Source organism: Streptomyces sp. NPDC005925 (genome assembly GCF_040638805.1).
In the GTDB taxonomy this organism is placed as follows: domain Bacteria; phylum Actinomycetota; class Actinomycetes; order Streptomycetales; family Streptomycetaceae; genus Streptomyces.
In genome coordinates this window covers 125,940-142,552 of sequence record NZ_JBEXVL010000001.1, presented here as the reverse complement: position 1 = coordinate 142,552, position 16,613 = coordinate 125,940, and the positions used below count along the sequence as shown (strand labels likewise).

At 73.2% G+C, this 16,613-nt stretch carries 12 protein-coding genes; 8 read left to right on the top strand and 4 right to left on the bottom strand.

Annotated features, from left to right (window positions below):
• Nucleotides 1-395 precede the first annotated feature (395 nt).
• Nucleotides 396-1,205, bottom strand: a complete 810-nt coding sequence (locus ABZ354_RS00630; RefSeq protein WP_358651442.1) for a TetR family transcriptional regulator — start codon at nt 1,203-1,205, stop codon at nt 396-398.
• A gap of 136 nt (nt 1,206-1,341) precedes the next feature.
• On the bottom strand, nt 1,342-3,147 hold the full coding sequence (locus ABZ354_RS00625; RefSeq protein WP_358651440.1) for a 3-hydroxyacyl-CoA dehydrogenase family protein: 1,806 nt from the start codon (nt 3,145-3,147) through the stop codon (nt 1,342-1,344).
• Nucleotides 3,148-3,509: 362 nt separating this feature from the next.
• Between ABZ354_RS00625 and ABZ354_RS00620 the strand changes: the two genes are divergently transcribed.
• On the top strand, nt 3,510-4,085 hold the full coding sequence (locus ABZ354_RS00620; protein WP_358651439.1) for an adenylosuccinate lyase: 576 nt from the start codon (nt 3,510-3,512) through the stop codon (nt 4,083-4,085).
• A 173-nt stretch (nt 4,086-4,258) separates the two neighbouring features.
• Here ABZ354_RS00620 and ABZ354_RS00615 read toward each other — a convergent pair whose 3' ends face one another.
• Both ABZ354_RS00615 and ABZ354_RS00610 read right to left on the bottom strand, forming a co-directional pair.
• Nucleotides 4,259-5,833, bottom strand: a complete 1,575-nt coding sequence (locus tag ABZ354_RS00615; RefSeq protein WP_358651437.1) for an alpha/beta hydrolase — start codon at nt 5,831-5,833, stop codon at nt 4,259-4,261.
• A 136-nt stretch (nt 5,834-5,969) separates the two neighbouring features.
• Nucleotides 5,970-7,031, bottom strand: a complete 1,062-nt coding sequence (locus tag ABZ354_RS00610; RefSeq protein WP_358651435.1) for an Rv2578c family radical SAM protein — start codon at nt 7,029-7,031, stop codon at nt 5,970-5,972.
• 171 nt (nt 7,032-7,202) lie between these two features.
• Between ABZ354_RS00610 and ABZ354_RS00605 the strand changes: the two genes are divergently transcribed.
• The 7 genes from ABZ354_RS00605 to ABZ354_RS00575 all read left to right on the top strand — a co-directional run bounded on the left by ABZ354_RS00605 (nt 7,203) and on the right by ABZ354_RS00575 (nt 16,505).
• Nucleotides 7,203-7,646, top strand: coding sequence for an SRPBCC family protein (locus ABZ354_RS00605; protein ID WP_358651433.1), 444 nt, complete (start codon nt 7,203-7,205; stop codon nt 7,644-7,646).
• Nucleotides 7,647-7,924: 278 nt separating this feature from the next.
• Nucleotides 7,925-10,357, top strand: coding sequence for an MFS transporter (locus ABZ354_RS00600; protein ID WP_358651431.1), 2,433 nt, complete (start codon nt 7,925-7,927; stop codon nt 10,355-10,357).
• A gap of 231 nt (nt 10,358-10,588) precedes the next feature.
• Entirely contained in the window at nt 10,589-11,317 is a 729-nt protein-coding gene (locus ABZ354_RS00595; protein WP_358651429.1) for a class I SAM-dependent methyltransferase, read from the top strand.
• Between the two features lie 124 nt (nt 11,318-11,441).
• Nucleotides 11,442-12,275: a M55 family metallopeptidase gene (locus ABZ354_RS00590; protein WP_358651427.1), complete on the top strand. Its 834-nt coding sequence runs from the start codon at nt 11,442-11,444 to the stop codon at nt 12,273-12,275.
• Nucleotides 12,268-13,572 (top strand): M20/M25/M40 family metallo-hydrolase, encoded by a 1,305-nt coding sequence (locus ABZ354_RS00585; protein ID WP_358651425.1) that lies wholly within the window; start codon nt 12,268-12,270, stop codon nt 13,570-13,572. The genes ABZ354_RS00590 and ABZ354_RS00585 overlap by 8 nt, the downstream gene beginning before the upstream one ends.
• Nucleotides 13,573-13,611: 39 nt before the next feature.
• Nucleotides 13,612-15,576, top strand: coding sequence for a prolyl oligopeptidase family serine peptidase (locus ABZ354_RS00580; protein WP_358651423.1), 1,965 nt, complete (start codon nt 13,612-13,614; stop codon nt 15,574-15,576).
• Nucleotides 15,573-16,505 (top strand): LD-carboxypeptidase, encoded by a 933-nt coding sequence (locus ABZ354_RS00575; RefSeq protein ID WP_358651421.1) that lies wholly within the window; start codon nt 15,573-15,575, stop codon nt 16,503-16,505. Before ABZ354_RS00580 ends, ABZ354_RS00575 begins: the two co-directional genes overlap by 4 nt.
• The last annotated feature ends 108 nt before the right edge of the window (nt 16,506-16,613 follow it).

The window sequence follows — 16,613 nt, the reverse complement described above, 5'->3', positions numbered from 1 at the left end:
CGTCCTGAGGGAGGGGCGCTGAGGGTTACGTCGGTGCTGCGGGGGTTCCGGGTGTGCCGTCGGTTCGGCCGATGGTGCTGTTCGGCAGCGCTTGGTCGGCGCGGGAGGTTGCCTGTGACGCAGGCGTCCGGAACGCGTGCAGGCGGTGGGCCCACTGGGACAGGCGCCCGGACCCCTTCAAGGTATGACACCGCGTGTCAGCTGACAAGGCACTGAGTGCCAGAGCTTGTTCTCAGATGAAATCTTTACGTGACAAACGAGCGATGATCGATCGTATGGTGTCGCATGGCGATGAATGAATGCGGCAAAAGCGGGCCGACATGCCAAAACGGCCACCCCGATGGGGTGGCCGTCCTCACATCCGCCCTACCTGCGCCGGTGCCCGGCGGAAGGGCTCAGCGGGCCTTGAGAGCCTCCTCGATGGTCCGCATGACCTCGTCGAGCGGCGCGTCGGTCCGAGCGACCGTCACCAGCACCTCGCCCCGCACGGAGGAGGTGGCCGGAGTCTGGCGGGGCGCGCCGCTGCGGCCCGCCCCGATGCCCGTACCGAACGTCTTGCGGACGATCGCGAAGGCGTGGTCGAGCTGGGCCTCCACGTCGCCCTGGCCGCCGGCCCGCAGCCAGCGCCGCAGGACGTGGTTGTGGGCGGTGACGACCGCGGAGGCGGCGACCTCGGCCAGCAGCGGGTCGTCGTTGGCGTCGTCGTCGTGCGCGTGCTCGTCGAAGTGGCCGAGGAGATAGCGGGTGAACAGGCGCTCGTAGCGCGCCACCGACGCGATCTCCGCCTCGCGCAGCGTGGGCACCTCACGCGTCAGCTTGTAGCGGGCGACCGAGATCTCCGGGCGCCCCGCGTACATCTTCATGACTTCCTTGATGCCCCGGCACACGGTGTCGAGCGGATGCTCGTGCGCGGGCGCCGCGTTGAGAACCGCCTCCGCACGCACCAGGGTGTCGTCGTGATCGGGGAAGATGGCCTCTTCCTTGGACCGGAAGTGGCGGAAGAACGTACGGCGGGCGACCCCGGCCCGGGCCGCGATCTCGTCGACGGTGGTCGCCTCGTACCCCTTGGTCGCGAACAGCTCCATCGCCGCGGCCGCCAGCTCCCGGCGCATCTTGAGCCGTTGGGCGGCGGCGCGGCTGCCGGCGGCGCTCTCCGGCACGTCGGACGTGGCTGGTGTACGTGAGGACTTGGCGGGCTGGGACATGCCCCGAACGTACTGCATGCGCGCAGCCCCCTGCGCGGGCGCGGGGTTCCCCCCCTCCGCCGGGGACGGGGGGAACCCGGTGGGACCCAGCAGTCCGCCCCAGTCCTCGCCCGGCCCGGACCGGTCGCCGTGCCGCTCAGCGGCGGGCATACTCGCGGAAGCCCCGGCCCGTCTTGCGGCCGAGGCAGCCCGCGGCCACCAGGTGCTCCAGCAGCGGCGCCGGGGCGAGCCCCGGGTCACGGAACTCGCGGTGCAGGACCTTCTCGATGGCCAGCGAGACGTCCAGACCGACCACGTCCAGCAGCTCGAAGGGGCCCATGGGGTAGCCGCCGCCCAGCTTCATCGCCGCGTCGATGTCGTCCAGGGACGCGTAGTGCTCCTGCACCATCTTGATCGCGTTGTTCAGGTACGGGAAGAGCAGCGCGTTCACGATGAAGCCCGCCCGGTCCCCGCAGTCCACCGCGTGCTTCCCGATCCGCGTGCACACCTCGCGGACCGTCGCGTGGACGTCGTCGGCGGTGAGCACCGTGCGGACCACCTCGACCAGTTTCATCGCGGGCGCCGGGTTGAAGAAGTGCATGCCGATCACGTCCTGCGGGCGCGAGGTGGCGCGGGCACAGGCGACGACCGGCAGGGACGAGGTCGTCGTGGCCAGCACGGCGCCCGGCTTGCAGACCTTGTCCAGCGCCGCGAACAGCTGCCGCTTGACCTCCAGGTCCTCCGCGACCGCCTCCACGGCCAGGTCCACGTCGGCGAAGTCGTCGTAGCTGCCCGTCGGGGTGATCCGCTCCAGCGTCCGCGCGGCCGTCTCGGCGGTCATCCGGCCCTTGTCCACGGAGCGGGTCAGCGACGTGCCGATGCGCGCCTTCGCGGTCTGCGCCTTCTCCGCGCTGCGGGCCGCGAGCACGACCTCGTAGCCGGCCTTCGCGAAGACCTCGGCGATACCGGAGGCCATCGTGCCGGAACCGGCGACCCCGACCGAGCGGACCGTCCGGCCGGCGGCCGACGCGGCGTCCCCGGCCGGGGTGAGGGCGTCCGGCACGACGGTGGCGCCGCCCGGCCCCTCGTACGTGTAGAAACCGCGCCCCGCCTTGCGGCCCGTCAGACCCGCCTCGCTGAGCTGCTTCAGGATCGGGGCCGGGGCGTGCAGCCGGTCGCGGGACTCGGTGTACATGGCCTCCAGGACCGTGCGGGCGGTGTCGACGCCGATCAGGTCCAGCAGTGCCAGCGGGCCCATCGGCAGCCCGCAGCCCAGCCGCATCGCGGCGTCGATGTCCTCGCGGGAGGCATAGCTCGCCTCGTACATCGCGGCGGCCTGGTTGAGGTAGCCGAACAGCAGCCCGTCGGCGACGAAACCGGGCCGGTCGCCGACCGCGACGGGCTCCTTGCCCAGGTCGAGGGCGAGGTCGGTCACGGCGGCGACGGCGGCCGGCGCGGTCAGCACCGACGAGACGACCTCGACCAGCTTCATCGCGGGCGCCGGATTGAAGAAGTGCATGCCGAGCACGCGCTCGGGGCGGGCGGAGTCGGCGGCCAGGCGCGTGACGGACAGGGCGTTGGTGCCGGTCGCCAGCAGGGTGCCGGGACGCACGATCCCGTCCAGTTCCCGGAAGATCTGCTGCTTGATCTCGTACGACTCCGGCGCCACCTCGATCACCAGATCGGCGTCGGCCGCCGCGCGCAGGTCGGTGGAGGTGCCGACCCGGGCGAGGAGATCGGCGCGGTCCTGCTCGGAGAGCCGCCCGCGTCGGACGGCGCGGGCGGTGGAGGCCTCCAGGGCGGCGACGCACCTGGCGGCCTGGGCCTCGCTGACGTCGATGCCGAGGACCGTCCGGCCGGCCTTGGCGAGGACCTCGGCGATGCCGGTGCCCATGGTGCCGAGGCCGACGACGGCGATGGTCCGCAGGGGGGACAGAGGGGTGTCGGACAGGGGAGTGGCCATCGCGGGACTCCAGGAATGAGGGTGACGACGGGGAGCGCGACCGGGGGCGCCTCGAAGGCGCACCGGTGCGTTGAGGAGTGCGGGTGTTGCCGGGCTGCATGCGCACACGCCCGGTGCCGTCGCCCCGGGCGACGCGCATGCCCGGCGAACGGTGAAATCCGACCGGCCCTGTCCCGGGGCCGAGCCGTACCGGTACGTCAGTACCGAACCGACAGCTCTCCCGACGGCTGCGTCACCAAACCGTCGTGAGGAAAACGCGAGGGGGTAACTCGCTCGTCTGAGCTTAACTCGCGGGTAACGAGCGCGCCAGCCCCCGTGTCGTGATGTGCGTCCCCGCCGACGGCCGTCCTACCCTCGGAGCCATGGACGAAGAGTTGCGATCACTCACGGAACGCTTACGGAGGGAGTCCGGGGCGACCGAAACCTTCCGCCACCTGACCGCGACCGAGGACCACGACGAACTGGCCACGGCCCTGACCCGGCCCGGCCACCCCCTGTGGGCCCGGGAACTGGCCGCCTTCCGGCTCGGCCTCGCCGGCGACCGCCGCGCCTTCGAGACGCTGATCCTGCTCCTCAACCACCGCGACCCGCCGCGCTGCGCATCCGCCGCGTACGCCCTCGCCCGTCTCGGCGACCCCCGCACCCCCCGCGCCGCCGCCGCGCTCGCCACCAACGAACTGCGCGTCGCCTACGCCCTGCACCCCGTCCGCCTCCTGGCCGAACTGCGCGCCCCGGAGTCCGCCCCGGCCCTGATCACCGCCCTGGAACGACGCCTGAGCCCGCACGACCCCTACTACCGGGTGGCCCTGGCCTGTATCGAGGGCCTGGGTGCGCTGGCCGACCCGCGCGCCGGCCGCGTCCTCGACGAGTCCCTGGCCCACCCGCGTCTCGCGGAGGCGGCGACACGCGCGCTGCGACGCATTCCGCGACAGCGGTGACGAGGCCGGCGGCGGCCCGGTCCGCGATGAGGGGGCAGCCGGGGGGAGGCGTACGCCGCGACGTCCGGGAGGGCGCCCGGGCGGACGAGGTGGTCGCGGCCCGGCGGCGGAGCCGGACGGCCGTCGTCCCGGCCCCGCCCCCGGAGCCTCCCGCACTCCGCCTCGGCCGCGTATCAGCCGCGAAAGCCCAGCAGCCCGTGCAGGACCGAGCCACGGGCCGTGCTCGCCGCCGCCCCGGACGTCAGCGGCTGCGGGTCGGGGAGCGCCTCGCACACCGCGTCCGCCTCACCCGTGCCGCGCGGCACCCTGCCGTCGGTCAGGTACGCGGCGAGGTGCTTGTCCAGGCAGGCGTTCCCGCTGAGCGTGACCCCGTGGTTGCCGCCGCCGTCCTCGACCACCAGACTCGACCCGGCGAGCCGGTGACGCATCGTCACGCCGCCCTCGTACGGCGTGGCCGCGTCGTTCGTCGCCTGGAACAGCAGGACCGGCGGGAGGTCGTGAGTGGTGACGTCCACCGGTCGCCGTGACGGCGTCGGCCAGAACGCGCACGGCGCGTTGTACCACGCGTTGTTCCAGGTCATGAAGGGCGCCTTGGCGTGCACCGCCCGGTTGTCCGCGCGCCACTTCCCCCAGTCGCGCGGCCAGGGAGCGTCACGGCACTGCACCGCCGCATAGACGCTGTAGCCGTTGTCCCCGGCGGCGCCGACGGCGCCGAAGTCCTCGTACGCCTCGACCAGCGGCCCGGTGTCCTCGTCGTTCACGTACGCCGCGAACGCCTCGGCGAGGTAGGGCCAGTAGCCGTTGTAGTAGCCGCCCGGCAGGTAGGTGTCCTCCAGTTCGGAGGCGCCCACCCTGCCGCCGGCGGGGTTCTTCGCGAGCGCGGCCCGCATCGCGTACCACTCGGCCTCGACCGCGGCCGGGTCCTTGCCCAGCCGGTAGGCGGCGTCGTGCCGGGCGACCCACGCGAGGAAGGCGCGGTGCCGGTCGTCGAAGGCGTAGTCCTGGGTGAGGTTGTCCTCGTACCAGACGCCCCGCGGGTCGACGACCGAGTCCAGGACCATGCGCCGTACCCGCTCCGGGAAGAGCCTGCCGTAGACCGCGCCGAGGTAGGTGCCGTATGAGTAGCCGAAGTAGTTGATCCGCCGGGCGCCCAGTGCCGCGCGGATCGCGTCCATGTCGCGTACGGCGCTGACCGTGTCGATGTGCGGCAGCAGGTCCGCGTACTTCTCGCCGCAGGCCGCCGCGAACGCCTTCGCGCGCGTGATGTTGGCCTTCGGGGCGCGGGCGCTCGGCACCGAGTCCGGGCGGACCGCGTCGAAGTGGCCGGGCCGGCAGTCCAGGGCGGGCGTGCTCGCGCCCACCCCGCGCGGGTCGAAGCCGATGACGTCGTACTGCGCGGCAACCGCCCCGGGCAGTGCGGAGGCCACGAACCCGGCCAGGGTGCGGCCGCTGCCACCGGGACCGCCGGGGTTGACCAGCAGCGGGCCCTGGTACGTCTTCGCCGTGTGCGGGATCCGGGACAGCGCCAGGGTGATCTGCCGCCCCCGCGGGTCGGCGTGGTCCAGCGGCACCTTCAGGGACGCGCACTGCAAAGCCGGGTGGCCTCCGGTTCCGCAGGTCTTCCAGGCGAGCTCCGCGGCGGAGGTGGCCGGCGCGGAGCGCGGGGTGTGCGCCTCGGCCGGAGCGGCCGTCACGCTTCCGGCCGCGATGACGGCGGCGCCGCACAGCACGGCTGCACGGTTCTTCATGTGGGGCCTCCCAGGACGGAGGGTGCCGGACCGAGAGGTTCACGGTCCTTGCCGCATCGTCCCGGAATGCGACTTCCGCGGAACGCCCCGTGCCCATGAATGACCCGATCGGATCGCGGATGCGCCCGGATGCCCGTCACATGAGCGTGAGCTGCGTGGGTTGGGTCAACGCCGGAGGTGCGGTCGGCCGGGGCTCCGGCCCGGGCTCCCGGATCCTGCGCGGCATCCCCGCCCGCGCGGGGCCGATGCCGTACTCCTGTGCCAGGTCGTGGACCTGACGCGTGATCCGGCGCTGGTACCACTTCGGGGCGTACGCGCCGTCCGCGTACAGCCGCTCGTAGCGGCGCACCAGATGCGGGTGGTGCCGGCCGAGCCAGGCCACGAACCACTCGCGGGCGCCCGGCCGCAGATGCAGCGCGAGCGGCGTCACCGACGTGGCGCCCGCCGCCGCGATCGCCCGGACCGTGGCCCGGAGTTGGCCGGGCTCGTCGCTCAGGAACGGGATCACCGGCGCCATCAGGACGCCGCAGCCGATGCCGCGCTCACTCAGGGCCCGTACGACGTCCAGGCGGCGTTCCGGGGCGGGGGTGCCCGGCTCGACGGTGCGCCACAGCTCGGTGTCCGTGAAGCCCACCGACACGGAGATGCCGACGTCCGTCACCTCGGCCGCCTGCGTCAGCAGGTCCAGGTCCCGCAGGATCAGCGTGCCCTTGGTGAGGATCGAGAAGGGGTTGGCGTGATCGCGCAGGGCGCCGATGATGCCCGGCATCAGGCGGTAGCGGCCCTCGGCGCGCTGGTAGCAGTCGACGTTCGTGCCCATCGCGACGTGTTCGCCCTGCCAGCGCCGCGACGACAACTGGCGGCGCAGCACCTCGGGCGCGTTCACCTTGACCACGATCTGCGTGTCGAAACCGATGCCGGTGTCGAGGTCCAGATAGCTGTGCGTCTTGCGGGCGAAGCAGTACACGCACGCGTGGGAGCAACCGCGGTAAGGGTTGACCGTCCATTCGAACGGCATGCGGGAGGCCCCCGGCACCCGGTTCAGGACCGAGCGGGCCCGCACCTCGTGGAACGTGATGCCCGCGAATTCGGGGGTGTCGAAGGTGCGGGTGGTCACCGCGTCCGCGCCGAACAGGGCGGCGTCGGCCCGGCCGTGCTCGGTGGTGCCGGACTCGGCAGTGAGGTTCTCCCAGCGCATGGCGGCCTCCTCGGTAGCACTGGACACAGAATAGAACACATGTTCCCTTGATCGTGCGGCGGTGCTTTCCGATCACTTCCGGCCGTGGCCGGCACCCCCGATTTGGGCGGGCGGGCGACGGGGTGATTGGCTGGCTTCCGACCCCGAGAACCCAGGTGCTGGAGGAAGTCGATGGCGCAGGTCGAGGCCACTACGGAGCGGATCGTCGCGGCGGACGCGGAGACGGTGTTCGACACGCTCGCCGACTACAGCGGCGCGCGCGAGAAGCTCCTGCCCGGGCACTTCAGCGAGTACGAGGTCCGCGAGGGCGGGGACGGCGAGGGCACCGTCGTCCACTGGAAGCTCCAGGCCACCAGCAAGCGCGTCCGCGACTGTCTGCTGGACGTCACCGAGCCCACCGACGGCGAGCTCGTCGAGAAGGACCGCAACTCCTCCATGGTCACCACCTGGCGGGTCACCCCGGCGGGCGAGGGCAGGTCCCGCGTCGTCGTGACCACGACCTGGACGGGCGCCGGCGGCATCGGCGGCTTCTTCGAGAGGACGTTCGCGCCGAAGGGCCTCGGCCGTATCTACGACGAGTTGCTCGCCAAGCTCGCCACCGAGGTCGAGAAGTAGGACCACGCGCGCGTGGCGGCGCCCCGTCCTGCGGGGGTCCCGGGAACGGGTCCGACGGACGGGGCCGCCGCTCCCGTGCGCAGAGAACCACGCGCGCCGCCCCGCGCGTATCCGGTTCTCTCTTTTCAGCGCGGCGCCAACGACCCTCCACGCACAGGCGCGTTCACCGGATCGAGTGACTTCCCTTTCGGCCGGGCCTGTGCCGTAACTCGCCGCATGCGCTCCCAGTTGTCGCTTTGCGCGGGAATTGTGCGGCAGTGCGGCGAGGGGAGCGGTACGTGGGCGGGATCACTCCGGTGCAGGACGAACCGGCCGTCGCGCCACCCCCGGACCCCCCGGCGGCCCGCGCGACACCCTCGCGGTCGTCCGCCCAACCGGGCCCCCGCCGCGTGCGGTTGGTCTTTCTCGGGCTGATGCTCGCGCTGCTCCCGGCCGCCCTGGAGCAGATGATCGTCGCCACCGCGCTCCCGGAGATCGCCCGCGAGCTGCACGGCCCGGACAAGGTGTCCTGGACGATCACCGCCTACCTGCTCACGGCCGCCGTCGGCCTGCCGGTCTACGGCAAGCTCGGCGACCTCCTCGGCCGCAAAGGTGTCTTCCAGTTCGCCGTCGCGGTCTTCGTCGTCGGCTCCGCGCTCGCGGGCCGCGCCCGGAGCATGGACCAGCTGATCGCCTTCCGCGCGGTGGAGGGCGTGGGGGCGGGCGGCCTCGTGAGCGGCGTACAGGCGATCGTCGCGGACCTCGTCCCGGCCCGGCGGCGCGGCCGGTACCTGGGGCTGATCGGCGCCGCGTTCGGTCTCGCGTCCGCCGCGGGACCGCTGCTCGGCGGCTACTTCACGGACCACCTCTCCTGGCGCTGGTGTTTCTACGTCAACGTCCCTTTCGGTCTGCTCGCCATGGCCGTAGTCGCCGTCGTCCTGAAACTGCCCAGGCCCACGGCCCCGGCCCGCTTCGACGTCCTCGGCACCCTGCTGCTGGCGGCCGCCTCCACCTGCCTGGTGCTGCTCACCAGCTGGGGCGGCACCGAGTACGCCTGGGACTCCCGGCTCGTCCTCGGTCTCGGCGCGGGCGCCCTCGCCGCCACGGCCCTGTTCCTCGTCGCCGAGCGCTTCGCCGCCGAACCCCTGATCCCGCCCCGGCTGTTCAAGGACTCCGTCTTCCGCGTCACCGCGCTGGTCGGCCTCGTCGCCGGCGTCGCCCTGTTCGGCGCCACCGGCTGTCTGCCGGCCTTCCTCCAGGTGGTCGACGGGGTGTCCGCCACCGAGTCCGGGTTGCTGATGCTGCCGATGACGGGCGGCATCGTCGGTGCCTCGATCGTCTCCGGACGCCTCATCAGCCACACCGGCAGGTACCGGGCCCTGCCGGTCCTCGGCGGCTCCCTCTGTGCCGTCGGCATGTGGCTGCTGTCCCACCTCGACGCGGACACGCCCCGACTGCACTACAGCGTCTGGATGGTCGTCCTCGGCGCCGGCATCGGCATGGTGATCCCCGTCCTGACCCTCGCCGTGCAGAACTCCGTACGCCCCGCCGACCTGGGCACCGCCACCGGCGTCACCACCTGCTTCTGGCAGATCGGCGGCAGTGCCGGCGCCGCCGTCCTCGGCACGCTCTTCGCCGACCGGCTCGCCGACGCGCTGCGCGCACACGCCCCCACAGGCGCGGGCGGCACCCTGCCCGGCCCCGAGTCGATCACCCCGGAGGCCGTCCACGCCCTGCCCCCGGCGCTGCGCGACGGCTACGTCCGGGCCTACGCCGAGACCATGCCCCGAATCTTCCTCTACCTGGTGCCGGTGCTCGTCCTGGGCCTGCTCATCGCCTTCTTCCTCAAGGAGACCCCCCTGTTGAACACCGCACCGTCCCACGGCTCCCCCGTCCCCGACCCCACGACCGGACCGCTGAACAGCACCGCCGTTCCACGGGCCCGTTCGCCCCACACCGGCGGCATCCCCGTGTGCGGCACCGTGCAGCACCCCGACGGCAGCGCCGTACCGCGCGCGGCGCTCACCCTCATCGACGCCGGCGGACAGCAGATCGGCCGGGGCGCCAGCGGCGACGACGGCCGGTACGCGCTCGCCACGCCCGGCTCCGGGACGTACGTCCTGATCGCCGCGGCGGGCGGCCACCAGCCGCAGGCCGTCTCGGTGACCGTCGGTGAACGGCCCGTCGAGCTCGACGTGGTCCTCGGCGGCGCCGGGCGCCTCGCCGGCAGCGTCGTCACCGCAGACGGCGCGCCCGTACGGGACGCCGCGGTCACCCTCACCAATGCGCGCGGCGAGGTCGTCGCGAGCACCCGCAGCGGACGTGACGGCAGCTACGTCATGACCGACCTGGTGGCCGGCGAGTACACCCTCGCCGCGAGCGCGCCCGCCTTCCGCCCGGCCGCGCTGCCCGTCGGCGTGCAGGCCGCCCGGGAGACCCGCCAGGACGTCGAGCTCGCCGGCGGGGCCGTGCTGCGCGGCACCGTGCGGGCGACCGCCGGGCGGGCCGTCGAGGACGCGCGCGTGACGCTGCTCGACGCGGCGGGCAACGTCGTGGACACCCTGTGCACCGGACCCGACGGAACGTTCCGGTTCGTCGACCTGTCGTCCGGCGACTACACCGTCATCGCGGCGGGATACCCGCCGGTGGCGACCGTCCTGCAGGTGGCCGGCGGCGACCGCGCCGAACGCGATCTGCAACTCGGGCACGAGAACTGGGGCGACCTCACCTGAGACGGGGCCGGACGTGGTCAGCGCCCTCGCCCCGCCGGCGTGTGGCACCAGCCGGTGGGCGTGTTGGCGTGTGAGGGCGCTCTGAGGCTCATGGGGGCGCGTGGGGGCGCACGTCGGGGTCGAAGGAGGCGCAAAGGAATGCGCCGGGTGCTTGTCGGCGGCGACCGCGGCGCGGTAAACCATACCTGCCCGTCGGTTTTGGCGGTCGCCGTTGCACCCCGGGAGTTGGACATGAGCGTGACGAGTCGGTACCGCCAGTCCTGGGAGAGCTTCTGGAGCGAGGCGTCCGGCGAGCAGGGTGCCGTCTTCTGGGACGCCGAACCGGTGCTGACCTCGGCTCCGCACCTGGCCCTGTTCGAGCCGTACCTGCCCGATCCCGGCCTGCCGATGGTGGACCTCGGCTGCGGCAACGGCACCCAGACCCGGTTCCTCGCCGACCGTTTCCCGCGTGTCCTCGGCGTCGACCTCTCCACCGCCGCACTCGGGCACGCCCGGCGCGCCGACCCCGGCGGGCAGGCGTCCTACCGGGTCGTGGACGCCGCCGAGAAGACGGAGACGGACGCGCTGCGCGGGGACCTCGGAGAGGCCAACGTCTACGTCCGGGGCGTCCTGCACCAGAGCGAGCCCGACGACCGGCAGTCCTTCGTGGACGGCCTCGCCGCGCTGATCGGCGAGCACGGGCGGGCCTTCGTCATCGAGCCCTCCCGGGCGGCCGAGGCGGTACTGCTCGGCCTGGCCGAGGCTCCCGGGGGGCCGCCGGCGAAGCTGGCGCCGGTGCTGCGGCACGGCATCACGCCCGGCGCGATGGCCGACGACGAGATGCCGGAGTTCCTGCGTTCGGCCGGTCTGACCGTCCTGGCCGCCGGGGAACTTCCCCTGAAGACGACCGAGTACGGGCCGGACGGCACCCGACTCGAAGTGCCGTCGCGCTGGCTGGTGACCGGCCGGTCCGCGGGCTGACCGGCCGCTGACCTGCTGACACCGGGGCACGGCCGCCGCGCCGCGGACCGCCATTGGTCTGGGCCGGTGAGAGTTTTCCACAGGCCTGGCAGGGATTCGCCGCGACCGCGTAGCGTGAGGCGGCATGAAGATCCTCATCAGCGCCGACATGGAGGGCGCCACCGGCGTGACCTGGCCCGCCGACGTGCTGCCGGGCACCCCGCAGTGGGAGCGGTGCCGTTCGATGTTCACCTCGGACGTCAACGCCGCCGTGCTCGGTTTCCTGGACGGCGGTGCCGACGAGGTGCTGATCAACGAGGCGCACTGGACCATGCGCAACCTGCTGCTCGAGCAGCTCGACGAGCGCGCCCAGATGCTCACCGGACGGCACAAGTCCCTGTCCATGGTGGAGGGCGTGCAGCACGACGACGTGGACGGCATCGCCTTCGTCGGCTACCACGCGGGCGCGGGCATGGAGGGCGTCCTCGCCCACACCTACCTCGCGAACTCCATCACGGGAGTGTGGCTGAACGACGTCCGGGCGAGCGAGGGCCTGCTCAACGCGCACGTGGTCGCCGAGTACGGGGTGCCGGTCGTCCTCGTCACCGGTGACGACGTGGCCTGCGAGGACGCGCTCGGATACGCGCCGGAGGCCCTCAAGGTGGCCGTCAAGGACCACGTGTCGCGCTACGCGGCCGTGTGCCGGACCCCGTCCAGAACGGCCGCGGACATCCGCGCGGCGGCCAAGCAGGCGGCGGCCCTGGCCGTGCGGCACGAACCCGTCGCCGGAGGACCGTTCACCATCGCGCTCGAGTTCGACGCGGAACATCTGGCGATGGCCGCCACCGTGGTGCCGGGCGTCGCCCGCGTCGCGGAGCGGAAGGTCGCCTACACCAACGACACCATGTACGAGGGCATCCGCACGTTCAAGGCGGTCACCACGATCGTCTCCGCTGCGGTGGAGGAGCAGTATGGCTGACGCGCAGGCGATGGACGAGGTCGTGACGTTCACGTCCGAGCTCATCCGCATCGACACCACCAACCGCGGCGGCGGCGACTGTCGCGAGCGCCCCGCCGCCGAGTACGCGGCGGCCCGGCTCACCGAGGCGGGCCTGGACCCGGTGCTGCTGGAGCGCACCCCGGGCCGGACCAACGTCGTCGCGCGTATCGAGGGCACCGACCCGTCCGCCGACGCCCTGCTGCTGCACGGTCATCTGGACGTGGTCCCGGCCCAGGCCGACGACTGGAGCGTCCACCCGTTCTCCGGGGAGATCCGCGACGGGGTCGTGTGGGGGCGCGGCGCCGTCGACATGAAGAACATGGACGCGATGATCCTCGCCGTCGTGCGCGCCTGGGAACGGCAGGGCGTGCGCCCCCGGCGGGACATCGTGATCGCGTTCACCGCGGACGAGGAGGACAGTGCCGCCGACGGCGCCGGATACCTCGCCGACCGGCACGCCCACCTGTTCGAGGGCTGCACGGAAGGCATCAGCGAGTCCGGGGCGTACACCTTCCACGACGGCGAGGGCCGGCAGATCTATCCGATCGGCGCGGGCGAGCGCGGCACGGGCTGGATGAAGCTCACCGCGCGCGGGCGGGCCGGACACGGCTCCAAGGTGAACCGGGAGAACGCGGTGTCGCGGCTCGCGGAGGCCATCACCCGCATCGGCGCGCACGAGTGGCCGCTCCGTCTGACCCCGACCGTGCGCGCCGCCCTCACCGAACTGGCCGCGCTGTACGGCACGGACCCCGACCTGGAGGACATCGACGGACTGCTCGGCAAGCTGGGACCCGCCGCCAAGCTCGTCGAGGCCACGGTCCGCAACAGCGCCAACCCGACCATGCTGAGCGCCGGCTACAAGGTCAACGTGATCCCGGCCGAGGCCGTGGCGTACGTGGACGGGCGGTTCCTGCCCGGTGGCGAGGACGAGTTCCGGGCCACGCTCGACCGGCTCACCGGGCCGGACGTCGACTGGGAGTTCCACCACCGCGAGGTGGCGCTGCAGGCACCGGTCGACTCGCCGACGTTCGCCAGGATGCGGACGGCCCTGGAGGAGTTCGCGCCGGAGGGGCACGTGGTGCCGTTCTGCATGTCCGGCGGCACCGACGCCAAGCAGTTCGCGCGGCTCGGCATCACCGGCTACGGCTTCACGCCGCTGAAGCTGCCCGAGGACATCGACTACCAGGCCCTCTTCCACGGCGTCGACGAGCGCGTCCCCGTGGAGGCCCTGCAGTTCGGCGTCCGTGTCCTCGACCGCTTCCTGCGGTCGGCCTAGCGAAGATCGGCCGGGAGGAGATCCGTGAGGAGCCGGGAGTTGGGGGAGAACGTGCAGATCCTGCCGTACGGTGCGTGGCCCTCGCCCGTCGGGGCGGCCCTGGCCGCCGAGCACGACGGGCGGCCGGAGTACGTGGGCTTCGTCGGCGACGAGGTGTGGTGGACCGCGCCCCGCCCGTCCGAGGGCGGCCGGCGCACCCTGGTGCGCAGGACCGCCGACGGCAGGGAGGAGTCGCTGCTGCCCGCGCCGTGGAACGTGCGCAGCCGGGTCATCGAGTACGGCGGCCACCCCTGGGCCGCGCACCCCGGTGCGGACGGGCCGCTCGTGGTGTTCGCGAACTTCGCCGACCAGCGGCTCTACCGGTACGAGCCGGGCGGTGAGCCGCGTCCGCTGACCCCGGTGTCCCCGGTGGGCGGCGGGCTGCGCTGGGCGGAGCCGCTGATCCGCCCGGACCTCGGCGAGGTGTGGTGCGTGCTGGAGGAGTTCACCGGCGAGGCGCCCACCGACGTGCGCCGGGTCCTGGCCGCGGTGCCGCTGGACGGCTCGGCGGCCGAGGACCGGGACGCCGTGCGGGAACTCACCGACGGCACCCACCGGTTCGTCAGCGGCCCGAGGATCTCGCCCGACGGGCGGCGTGCGGCCTGGCTCGCCTGGGACCATCCGCGCATGCCGTGGGACGGCACCGAACTGCTCACCGCCGATGTCCGCCCCGACGGCACGTTCGGGCCGGCCGACGTCGTCGCCGGCGGTCCCGACGAGTCGGTCGCGCAGACCGACTGGGCCGCCGACGGCGCACTGCTGTACGCGAGCGACCGCACCGGCTGGTGGAACCTCTACCGCGACGGGCAGCCGCTGTGCCGACGCGAGGAGGAGTTCGGCGGGCCGCTGTGGAAGCTCGGCCTGCGCTGGTTCGCGCCGCTGGAGGGCGGCCCGATCGCCGTCCTGCACGGCCGCGGCGGCACCAGGCTCGGCGTCCTCGACCCGGAGACCGGCGAGCTGTGCGACGCGGCCGGACCCTGGACGGAGTTCGCCCCCACCCTCGGCGCCGACGGCGAACGGGTCGTCACCGTGGCGGCGAGCCCGCACACCGGGTACGAGGTGGTCGAACTCGACACGCGCACCGGCCGCACCCGCGTGATCGGCGCCGAGCACCACGACCCGGTGGACCCCGCCCACTATCCCGAGCCGAGCGAGCGGACCTTCACCGGACCCGACGGCCGCGAGATCCACGCCCACCTCTACCCGCCGCTGCACCCCTCCTGCGCGGCACCCGACGGGGAGCTGCCGCCGTACGTCGTGTGGGCGCACGGCGGGCCCACCGGCCGCGCGCCGCTCGTCCTCGACCTGGAGATCACCTACTTCACCTCCCGGGGCATCGGCGTCGCCGAGGTCAACTACGGCGGCTCCGCCGGATACGGCCGGGAGTACCGCAACCGGCTGCGTGAGCAGTGGGGAATCGTCGACGTCGAGGACTGCGCCGCCGTGGCCCGCGCCCTCGCCGACGAGGGCATCGCCGACCGCGCCAGGCTCGCCATCCGGGGCGGCAGCGCCGGCGGCTGGACGACGGCCGTCTCCCTCGCCACCACCGACGTCTACGCCTGCGGCACGATCATCTACCCCGTCCTCGACCTCACCGGCTGGGGCACGGGGGAGACCCACGACTTCGAGTCGCAGTACCTGGAAAGCCTGATCGGGCCCTACGCCGAGGTGCCCGAGCGGTACGAACAGCGGTCGCCCGCCACGCACGCCGACCGGATCACCGCGCCCTTCGTGGTGCTCCAGGGCCTGGACGACGTGATCTGCCCGCCCGCCCAGTGCGAGCGGTTCCTCGACCGCATGCGGGGCCGCGGCGTGCCGCACGCGTACCTCACCTTCGAGGGGGAGGGGCACGGCTTCCGGCGCGCGGACACCATAGTGCGCGCCCTGGAGGCCGAACTCGCCCTGTACGCCCAGGTGTTCGGACTGAAACCGGCCGGTGCCCCGACCCTGGAGCTGACCCCGTGAAGCCACTCGCCCGACCACGCCGACTCGCCCCCGGTGCCCGCGTCGCCGTCGTCGCGCCCAGCGGGCCCGTGCCCGAGGAGCGGCTCCGGGCCGGGCTCGACGTGCTGCGCGGATGGGACCTCGACCCGGTCGTGGCACCCCATGTGCTCGACAGCCACGGCACCTTCGACTACCTGGCGGGCGCGGACGCCGACCGTGCCGCCGACCTCCAGGCCGCCTGGTGCGATCCGTCCGTCGACGCGGTGCTGTGCGCCCGCGGGGGGTACGGGGCGCAGCGCATGGCCGACCTGCTCGACTGGGAGGCGATGCGGGCGGCCGGACCGAAGGTGTTCGTCGGGTTCAGCGACATCACCGCATTGCACGAGGCGTTCGCCACCCGCCTCGGCCTCGTCACCCTGCACGGGCCGATGACGGCGGGCCTGGACTTCGTGAAGAGCGCACGGGCGCAGGAGCATCTGAGAGCCACCCTGTTCGAGCCGGAGACGGTGCGGACAATGCGCTCCCCCGCCTCCGGCGGCGGCTCTCTGGTCCCCGGCCGGGCACGCGGCGTCACGCTCGGCGGATGCCTGTCCCTGCTCGCCGCCGAACTGGGCGGCCCGCGCGCCCGGCCCTCGGCGAGCGGTGGACTGCTCTGTCTGGAGGACACCGGCGAGGAGACGTACCGGCTCGACCGCTATCTCACCCAGCTCCTGCGCGCCGGATGGTTCGACGGGGTGCGTGGAATCGTCCTCGGCTCGTGGGCGGAGTGCGACCCGTACGACGAGGTGCGCGCGATACTCGCCGACCGGCTCGGCGGTCTCGGAGTGCCGGTGGCGGAGGAGATGGGGTTCGGGCACTGCGAGGGCGCGCTGACCGTGCCTTTCGGGGCGATGGCCGAACTCGACGCCGACGCGGGGACGCTGACACTGGAGGAACCCGCGTTGCGCTGAGGGAGGTGGGTCTGCGCAGGGGCGGGTCGGCGCCGGACGCGGTGTGGCGTCGGCAAACGGCTCTGGCCCGCACCGCCACACCAACGCCGCCCGCGCGTGACGCCGGTG

What these genes read in the sequence shown, in the direction of transcription:
- ABZ354_RS00590 (WP_358651427.1), top strand. Translation starts at nt 11,442, where the DNA reads ATGAAGATCCTCATCAGCGCCGACATGGAGGGCGCCACCGGCGTGACC.
- ABZ354_RS00625 (WP_358651440.1), bottom strand. Translation starts at nt 3,147, where the DNA reads ATGGCCACTCCCCTGTCCGACACCCCTCTGTCCCCCCTGCGGACCATC.
- ABZ354_RS00605 (WP_358651433.1), top strand. Translation starts at nt 7,203, where the DNA reads ATGGCGCAGGTCGAGGCCACTACGGAGCGGATCGTCGCGGCGGACGCG.
- ABZ354_RS00630 (WP_358651442.1), bottom strand. Translation starts at nt 1,205, where the DNA reads ATGTCCCAGCCCGCCAAGTCCTCACGTACACCAGCCACGTCCGACGTG.
- ABZ354_RS00610 (WP_358651435.1), bottom strand. Translation starts at nt 7,031, where the DNA reads ATGCGCTGGGAGAACCTCACTGCCGAGTCCGGCACCACCGAGCACGGC.
- ABZ354_RS00620 (WP_358651439.1), top strand. Translation starts at nt 3,510, where the DNA reads ATGGACGAAGAGTTGCGATCACTCACGGAACGCTTACGGAGGGAGTCC.
- ABZ354_RS00585 (WP_358651425.1), top strand. Translation starts at nt 12,268, where the DNA reads ATGGCTGACGCGCAGGCGATGGACGAGGTCGTGACGTTCACGTCCGAG.
- ABZ354_RS00615 (WP_358651437.1), bottom strand. Translation starts at nt 5,833, where the DNA reads ATGAAGAACCGTGCAGCCGTGCTGTGCGGCGCCGCCGTCATCGCGGCC.
- ABZ354_RS00595 (WP_358651429.1), top strand. Translation starts at nt 10,589, where the DNA reads ATGAGCGTGACGAGTCGGTACCGCCAGTCCTGGGAGAGCTTCTGGAGC.